The organism is Streptomyces sp. NPDC002537, assembly GCF_053594975.1.
The window spans coordinates 110918-118206 of record NZ_JBSFWT010000013.1; the positions used below are offsets into that span (position 1 = coordinate 110918).

Annotated in this window: 6 protein-coding genes; 2 read left to right on the plus strand and 4 right to left on the minus strand. The window is 64.3% G+C overall.

Features of this window, described 5'->3' with window-relative positions; genetic code table 11:
* Positions 1-99 precede the first annotated feature (99 nt).
* The 4 genes from ACWD4A_RS09105 to ACWD4A_RS09120 are packed head-to-tail and all read right to left on the minus strand — an operon-like array spanning position 100 to position 4368.
* Positions 100-1992, minus strand: coding sequence for a KedN5 family methylcobalamin-dependent radical SAM C-methyltransferase (locus ACWD4A_RS09105; protein WP_451191383.1), 1893 nt, complete (start codon positions 1990-1992; stop codon positions 100-102).
* Positions 1993-2041: 49 nt separating this feature from the next.
* Positions 2042-3208 (minus strand): histidine decarboxylase, encoded by a 1167-nt coding sequence (locus tag ACWD4A_RS09110; RefSeq protein ID WP_451191386.1) that lies wholly within the window; start codon positions 3206-3208, stop codon positions 2042-2044.
* A complete protein-coding gene (locus tag ACWD4A_RS09115) occupies positions 3205-3831 on the minus strand; it encodes a GNAT family N-acetyltransferase (protein ID WP_451191389.1) in 627 nt (208 codons plus the stop codon). Before ACWD4A_RS09115 ends, ACWD4A_RS09110 begins: the two co-directional genes overlap by 4 nt.
* 45 nt (positions 3832-3876) lie before the next feature.
* The gene (locus ACWD4A_RS09120; protein ID WP_451191391.1) at positions 3877-4368 is read right to left on the minus strand and encodes a hypothetical protein; all 492 of its coding nucleotides are present in this window, start codon (positions 4366-4368) and stop codon (positions 3877-3879) included.
* Positions 4369-4985: 617 nt separating this feature from the next.
* On the opposite strand from ACWD4A_RS09120, the gene ACWD4A_RS09125 reads away from it, so the two are divergent.
* Positions 4986-5948 (plus strand): hypothetical protein, encoded by a 963-nt coding sequence (locus tag ACWD4A_RS09125; protein WP_451191394.1) that lies wholly within the window; start codon positions 4986-4988, stop codon positions 5946-5948.
* 301 nt (positions 5949-6249) lie between these two features.
* A complete protein-coding gene (locus ACWD4A_RS09130; RefSeq protein WP_451191397.1) occupies positions 6250-7023 on the plus strand; it encodes a class I SAM-dependent methyltransferase in 774 nt (257 codons plus the stop codon).
* Positions 7024-7289 lie beyond the last annotated feature (266 nt).

The window sequence follows — 7289 nt, forward strand, 5'->3', positions numbered from 1 at the left end:
GCAAACCCCTCCCATAACGACCCACGCCAAGATCACCCCACGCCCCCACAGAGAACCTGACAACGCCCGACCGTGGACTCGGACGCGACCGCACCGCGTTCACCGCCGACCGTCACGCACATACTCGGTCCGCGTCATGTAGTGCGCCGCCATCTCGGCTATGTCCAAGTGGTCGTGGAACCCCCCAGGCGCACGGAACACCAGCGTGGACGTCTTCGGCACCGGGCCGGACGCCAGCGCTGTGGGCCAGTCGGCCAGCGCTTCCGGCATGTCGAAGGCGAAGCGCACGGGGTCGGTGACGTACTCATGGGGCTCGCTGTCGTTCAGGTGCCAGCCGGGCGGAAGGCCCTGGCCCGGTTCCACGTACACCGGCCGCGACCAAGCTTCGTACAGGTACAGCTCCTTCGCGAACTCCTGCCACTGCGGCGGGAATTCCGGTACGGACACCTCGTGCCACCACTGCTCCACCAGCGCGTGCAGGACCGGGCTGCGGTACAGCACACGCAGCCCTGCGACGATGGCCGAGGCCTCGGCAAGTACGGGGATCCGGTCGAGAAAGGCACGGGCGGCAGGGGTTGGCGAAGTCTCGAAGAACTGCTGGAGGCTTTCCACGAGCCGTGACTGCGACATCGAGGCCAGGTCTCGGGTCGGCCGCCAGACATGCCGCAGGTACTGGTGCTCTCCCAGAATCCGCGCCCAGTAGATGAACTGCTGCATCTTCAGGTTCTCGCCGAGCGTCGAACTACGGTTGGCCAGTACGTACTCGAAGTCGTCGTCGGCTCCGCGGATGCTCACGAAGCCGTGCAGCTCCCGGTTTTCGGCATAAGAGGTATTGGGTAGCAGCAGCATCGGATAGACAGCGGTGCGCGGGACCCTCTCAGCCAGCCGGTCGTAGCCCGCCAGGAAGGTCTCGGGGGTCTCACCCGGGGCACCCCAGATCAGTTCTCCGTAGCAGTCCAGCCCCTCCTCGGTGAGCCAGTCCACCAGCTCTTCCCACTGATTGACCTTCATGTTGCGCCGCTCCATGCTCAGGAGTGCCTCGTCGTTGAGCGTCTGGAGGGAGAGAGTGAAGGAACTCTGGAACCCGTGTCGCTTCAGCTGCCGCACGATGGACCGGAAGCGCTGGGATTTGTTCTTGGCCCAGCTCGTCTCCAGCGCCTGTGGGAACCCGTACTTCTCCCTCGTTCTGATCAGCAGTTCCACGAACTCCTCGTCGGACTCCAGCAGGCCGAAGTTGGAGTCGCACAGCGCGATGGTCGGGGCCTGATGGAACGCGAGCATGTCGAGTTCGGCTGCCAGCCGGTCGGCCGAGAACGATCGCATGCGCTGACCGACCGCCCCACCCCAATAGCAGAAGGCGCACTTGTACGGGCAGCCGCGGTTGGTCTCCATCAACGCCGCGTCGTAGCGGAAGTTCCCAGCGGCGTCGGTCAACGGAATCGCTCCGGTCAGGAAGGGCGACGGAATGGTGTCCAGGTCGTTGATCCGGTCCCGGTCGGCAGTCGTCACACAGCCGACGTCGGTTCTCCGGAACGATATTCCGGCGACGGTGTCCGGGGCGAACTGGTCCGGGAATTCGAGGAAGCGCGCGACGAGATCGCGGAAGGTGTTCTCGCCCTCGCCGTTGACAACGACGTCCACCCATGGGAAGTTCCTGAAGACCCGCTCGGATTGGTGTGCGACGTGGTTCCCGCCGAACACCACGATGCCACGAGGGTTGATCTGCTTGAACATCTCGGCGAGCGCACCGAAGCTGTGATAGTTCCAGCCCAGCACCGAGAACGCCAGCATGTCCCAGGAGCGGTTCAGGAAGAGCTGGCAGGCCATCTCCGGCAGGGCGCAGCCGCCACGAAAATTGCAGATGTCGACCTCGACCTCAGCGGCGAGGACCGGATCGTCGGTCAGGGTCGCCTTGAGATATCCCGCCGCGAGCGGCATCGATTCGAACGGCATGTCCCAGGCTCCTTGCTGGACCAGGCATATGCGCATCATGGGTTCACTTCCAAAGCGTCGGGCGAATTCGGCAGGACCTGATGGAGGTTCACGGCCGTAGATCGTCGCAAAAGCGGTCGATCATGGTCCGGGTCACATGCGGCATGGCCACGAGATGAGCGATGTTTCCGCTGGTGGCCAGGTGCCATCTGCGGCACACAGGGGCAGGTGGTCGCTCGAAGACCACGGTGGTGGAGGACGGATGGCGCCACGGCTGTCGGCCGAGCGCGGCCAGTCGCTCACAGGCGTATTCCGCTGTGGCCAGGCAATGCCGCACCCGTGTCGCCAGCCCCCGGGAGCCGAGCCGCCGTAAGGCATACCACAGCAGCATGGGGGTCAGGGCGTTGCGCGAGCAGGCCAGAGTGGCATCCGTGGCGCCGAGATAGTCATGTGGTCCGCAGTGGGGCACCAGGTGGTGACGGGCCATGGCAATGCCGCAGGGCACCGGTGTGCCGATCAACTTGTGTCCGCTGATGGTCAGGGTGTCGGCGCCCGCGTCGAACCCCCAAGCCGGCCGGTGGGGAGAGAAGGCGGCGAGGAGCCCGCCCAGAGCCGCATCGACATGGAGGTGGCTCTCTCCCGCCGGTGCGAGGGCCTCGTGAATGGCCGGCAGGTCGTCGATACCACCGAGCATTGTGGTGCCTACCGTGGCGACGGCCACGGCGCCTCTCCCGGCTCTGCGGCCACAGGCGTCCTGGAGCGCCCGGGGATCGAGGCTGCCGTCCCTGCGGCAGGGGACACGGATCAGGTCCATGCGCAGCAACTCGGCGATCCGTTCCACGGTGTAGTGGGCCGCGGCGCTGCAGTACAGCGGTGCGTCGGGCAGCCGTCGGCGCCCCGTGTGAATCCCGAAGACATTGCCCTCGGCGCCGCCACTGGTGACATATCCGTAGACACGCGCGGGATCCGCCCCGGCGAGCCGGGCGAGAAATCGCACCACATGGCGTTCGAAGGGCTGGCGGTCGACGCGGGCGGGATCGGATGCTCCAGGATCGCCCACGGTGTTCCACAGCACGTCGAGCATGCCGCCGAAGGAGCGGTAATCGACATCGAGGTTCACGGGATAGCCCAGAAAAGTGCTGCGCAACTTCCGCAGGCGCTCACTGTGTTCGTGCAGTAGCCACGTGTCCCCCCATGCGTCGCCCGCCGGCACCGGACTGATCTCCAGCAGGTCGTCGAGCCCGTGGTGAGTGGTCGAGTCCTCGGGGATGTTCATGTGACCGGAGCCCGCCAGGAGGGGTGGAGACATGGGCCGTCCGGGAGGGACAGCACCGGCAGTGGCACGAACCCGTGACGGAGGACGAGCCGCTGACTGCACCTGGTACTGGATTCCACATAGACTCCCGCGCCGTCCCGGTCGGCCTGTCGCAGGACATGGCGCAGAGTCGCGGTGCCGATCCCCCTTCCCCGCAGTGAGGGGCGCACAGCGCTGAACACCAAGTGGTAATACGGTGTATGGCGAGGGCGACGGGACTCCAGGCGCCTGAGCAACTGGAGTGTGCGGTAGGCGTCTTCACCGGTTCGCTCGCACAGGGCCCGCTCGAAGGCCGCCTTCCGGGTCTTGCCGGTCGGCGCGGGGCAGGGGGGAGAGAAAAGCCGAACCCCGGCCAGGTCGCCCGCCACGAGCAGACCGTTCGCGTACAGCGCCTCACTGGCGAAGAGCGAGAAGAATCCGGGCAGCAGTGTCGCCCGGCGCGCGGGATCGGGGAAGTGCCATCGAGTCACAGGATCATCCATGAAGGCTTCGGTCAGGATCCCGGCAACCGACCGCAGGTCTACGGCGGTTCCCTGACGAATGCAGGTTGATCGCAGGCCGGGAGTGCGTGGAGTCTGCTGCATGACGGTTCCTGGAAGTCGGCGTGAGGCTGGTCGGCGTGGTGACGCCTACTGGAGAACGATGGTCTCGATTGTGTATCCATAGTTGGTGAGACCAGTCGAAGTACCGCAGGCCGCAGCATTGGCGGCGGCGTCCGTCAGGACCATATTGGTGCTGACCGTGAGACCGCTGAGCAATCCGCTGAGGATGCTTCCCGTACCTGGAACCGGCTGCAGGAAGTTCCCGCCCGTGATGTTCAGGGTGTTGCTGCTCGAGATCGTCGAGTTGTCGTCGAGCGTCCATGTGACCTGAATGGTCAGGCTCCCATTGGCCAGGACACAGGTCGAGTTGCTCATCGTTCCGGTCGCGATGACCGACCGCTTGACGATGGAGCGGCCGCCGGTGGCTGATTTGTCGGCGCGGATGTCCAGACAGTCCCCCGTGCTCGAAGCGCTGACATTCACCGTCCGCGGAGAGAGGGAAGCCAGCCCCTGGTTCGCATTCGTTGTGTCCACGAAGTTCCCTGAACCGTCGAGCACACAGGTCACGGCGCCGACCACTCGCGGCGCTCCATGCGGTCCCGGAGCGGCAACGGCCTGCTCCGGAAATGCTATGGCGCACAGCAACGCGGCAAGCGCGGCAGGAGCGCGAAGACTGGTCATAGGTCCTCCAATGCGTTCGGTCGGCCCCAAGCACTCTCAGTAGACGAGAGGTTGTGCCGAGTCGCAACTTGCGGGGCTCGTGAATGAGCTGAGAGGGGAACATGTACTCCGCCCGAGCAAGGCCGCTGGTTATCACCCGACTTGGTGAGTCTCATGAAGTGGTGTGCTCACACGGATGTATCAGGCGGACAGGCCTTGCCGGGCCGGGGCGGAGCGTACAGCAGTGGCGTCCGCACGGGTGACGGTCATCGTTGCCACCTGCCTTCGCCAGTGCGCGAGAAGGCCGATGTGCGTAAAGACAACTAAAGTTGGGTGACCAACAGGGTCCACAGCCGAACGGTTGAGATATCGACCTCTACAAGTTTCGGGGTGAGATTTCCGCGATGATTGCCTCCTGCATAGGCCTGTCCGATCGGCAGCGGTGCCGTCGCCGCAGGTCGACCGATGGCCGCAACGCTGTCGGCGGCCACGCATGCCCGTCCGGCGGGGGTCCTGTCATCGGAAGAGTCCTCGCTGTGCTCGGGCTGGTGCTGCTCGCTTCGCTCGGTGCGCAGGCGCGGGCCGACCAACCTGCGGTTCCGAGCTGTAAATTGGGCGTTTATCTGCCTGCTCTGTACGATATCGATCCGTCGCATAATTCTTTCTCGGCTCGGCTCAATGTATGGTCACTGTGCCCACGTGCAGACCTTGACCCCATCCCCAACATGCTGTTCTCCAATGGCTATCAACCAAAGCAGGGGAACTCGGTGAGAACCTCATCAGGAGGTGTCTTCCGTCACTTGACGGTCATCGAAGGGAGGTTTCGTCAGGGCTGGGACCTGCATGACTACCCTTTCGATCGGAACACCCTTGAAGTTCTGTTCACCTCGTCACGAGACGCCAGCAAGTTCGTTTTCGAGCCGGATGCACGCAACTCTGCCTACGATCACCATGTGCACGTCCCTGGCTGGAGGGTCACCGGTATGCATCTGGAGGCCCTCGAGCACAAATTTGTGACGAACTTCGGTGACCCGGAACTGCCGCCTGGCAGCGGTATCTCGTACAGTCGGCTGAAGGTGCTGGTCTCCGTGCAGCGAAGCGGCGCGTACATGCTCTTCTGGCAGTTGGTCAGTCCTGTACTGATCGTCTTCTTGGTGACTTCCCTGACATTCACGCTCAGCGATGTCAGTGCCAGCTTCTTCCAGAGCCGGATCGGCGTACTCGGAGCCTCCCTCTTCACGATTCTGCTGAGCATGAACAAGGTGGATTCGAGCCTCCCCCCGGACAGCGGGATCACGTTGATCGACCAATTGCACCTGTTGGCTCTCGGCTATGTTCTGATTGCCGTTGCTGCCGCCATGCTGAGTTGGCACCTGGTGATCAAAGGGCACTCGGAGACAGCTGTTCGGCGGTTGAGTCGAGCCGCATTCATGGTTGGCATGGTGTGCTGTGCGGGCGCCGGCATGGCGTTGACTCTCCTTGCCGCCACCGAATATTGAGATTTATCGCCGTGGCCCCGAGCGTCCTCCCACATGTGTGTGCCGGATGGCATCCGGCCGGTAGCGGAAGTCGCGGCGTTTCACGGCAATACGGCTGGGCAGCACCGCAAAATCCGTGCGGCCACCGGTACTTCAGCGCGAAGTCGCCCGCTCTTCGCGTATCACCCGTTCGTACGACCCAGCAGGTGACAGCTGCTAGTCCGACCTATCGTCGTCGGTGAGTGAACAGGCGTCAGATGCAGTCGGCGTCGGTCACCAAGTCCAAGAAGTGCAGCCACACCGAAGAAAGGTACGGAATCCCATGACCGCTCAAGTGGAGTTCGAAGTCACGGAGGCCGAACGGGAAGTGGCGGACCTGCTGCCACTGCGCATTCCCCCCGACCGATGCCGGCAGGTCCTCGCGTCCACGCCGATGTGGTTCCACACCTTCGCGCTCAACAAGGACGAAGGCATCTACACCCCGGGCCTTGTCCGGGACCACCGCTACCGCATCCCCTTTCTTCCGAAGGACCTGACCGGGAAGCGGGTGATCGACGTCGGAACCTGCGACGGCTTCTACGCCTTCCTGGCCGAGGCTCGGGGTGCGGAGACGGTTCTCGGGGTCGACAACGAGCAGCACACGCGCCTGGTCAAGGAACGTTTCGGTGTCGACATCCCGGGCGGGCAGGCGTTCCGGACCATCGCCGCCCTCCTCGACTCCAAGGTCGAGTACCTGAAGGCCGACGCCTTCGACCTGGCCGGCTGGCCGCAGAAGTTCGACTTCGCCTTCTGCTGCGGCCTGCTGCACCGTGTCAAGGACCCTCTCGGCATGCTCCACACTGTGCGGGGCCTGCTCGAACCGGGCGGCACCATGTTGCTCGAAACCTACGGCACGCCTGACCGGGACGACGCCTCCTCCATACGTGTGCTGTCGGCCGGGGAAGCCAACAAGGGCGACAACGTGCACTACTGGGGCTTCAGTAAGTCCTCCATCCGCCGCCTGGCGGAGTGGGCGTCGTTCGAGGAGACGGGCGACACCGCCCTGCATGTGGTCGACGGTCACCCCAGGGTGATCGCCACCCTGAGGGCGCTGTGACACCGACCGCAGCTTCCGCCCCGGGCCCGAGTCGTCTCCCGTGTACCGCGGCCTTCCGGGCATCCACCACTCGAACAGCGGCTGATACGGCTGCTGCGGTCGCCTGATCAGCAGGACCGTGGTCGCCTGTCAACCACGGGGAAGGAGAAAGGAATTGGCTCCCATGAATGAGGTTCGCGTAGCCATCGTCGGCGTGGGCAACTGCGCCGCCTCGCTGGTGCAGGGCGTCGAGTACTACAAGGACGCCGACCCGAACGGCCGCGTGC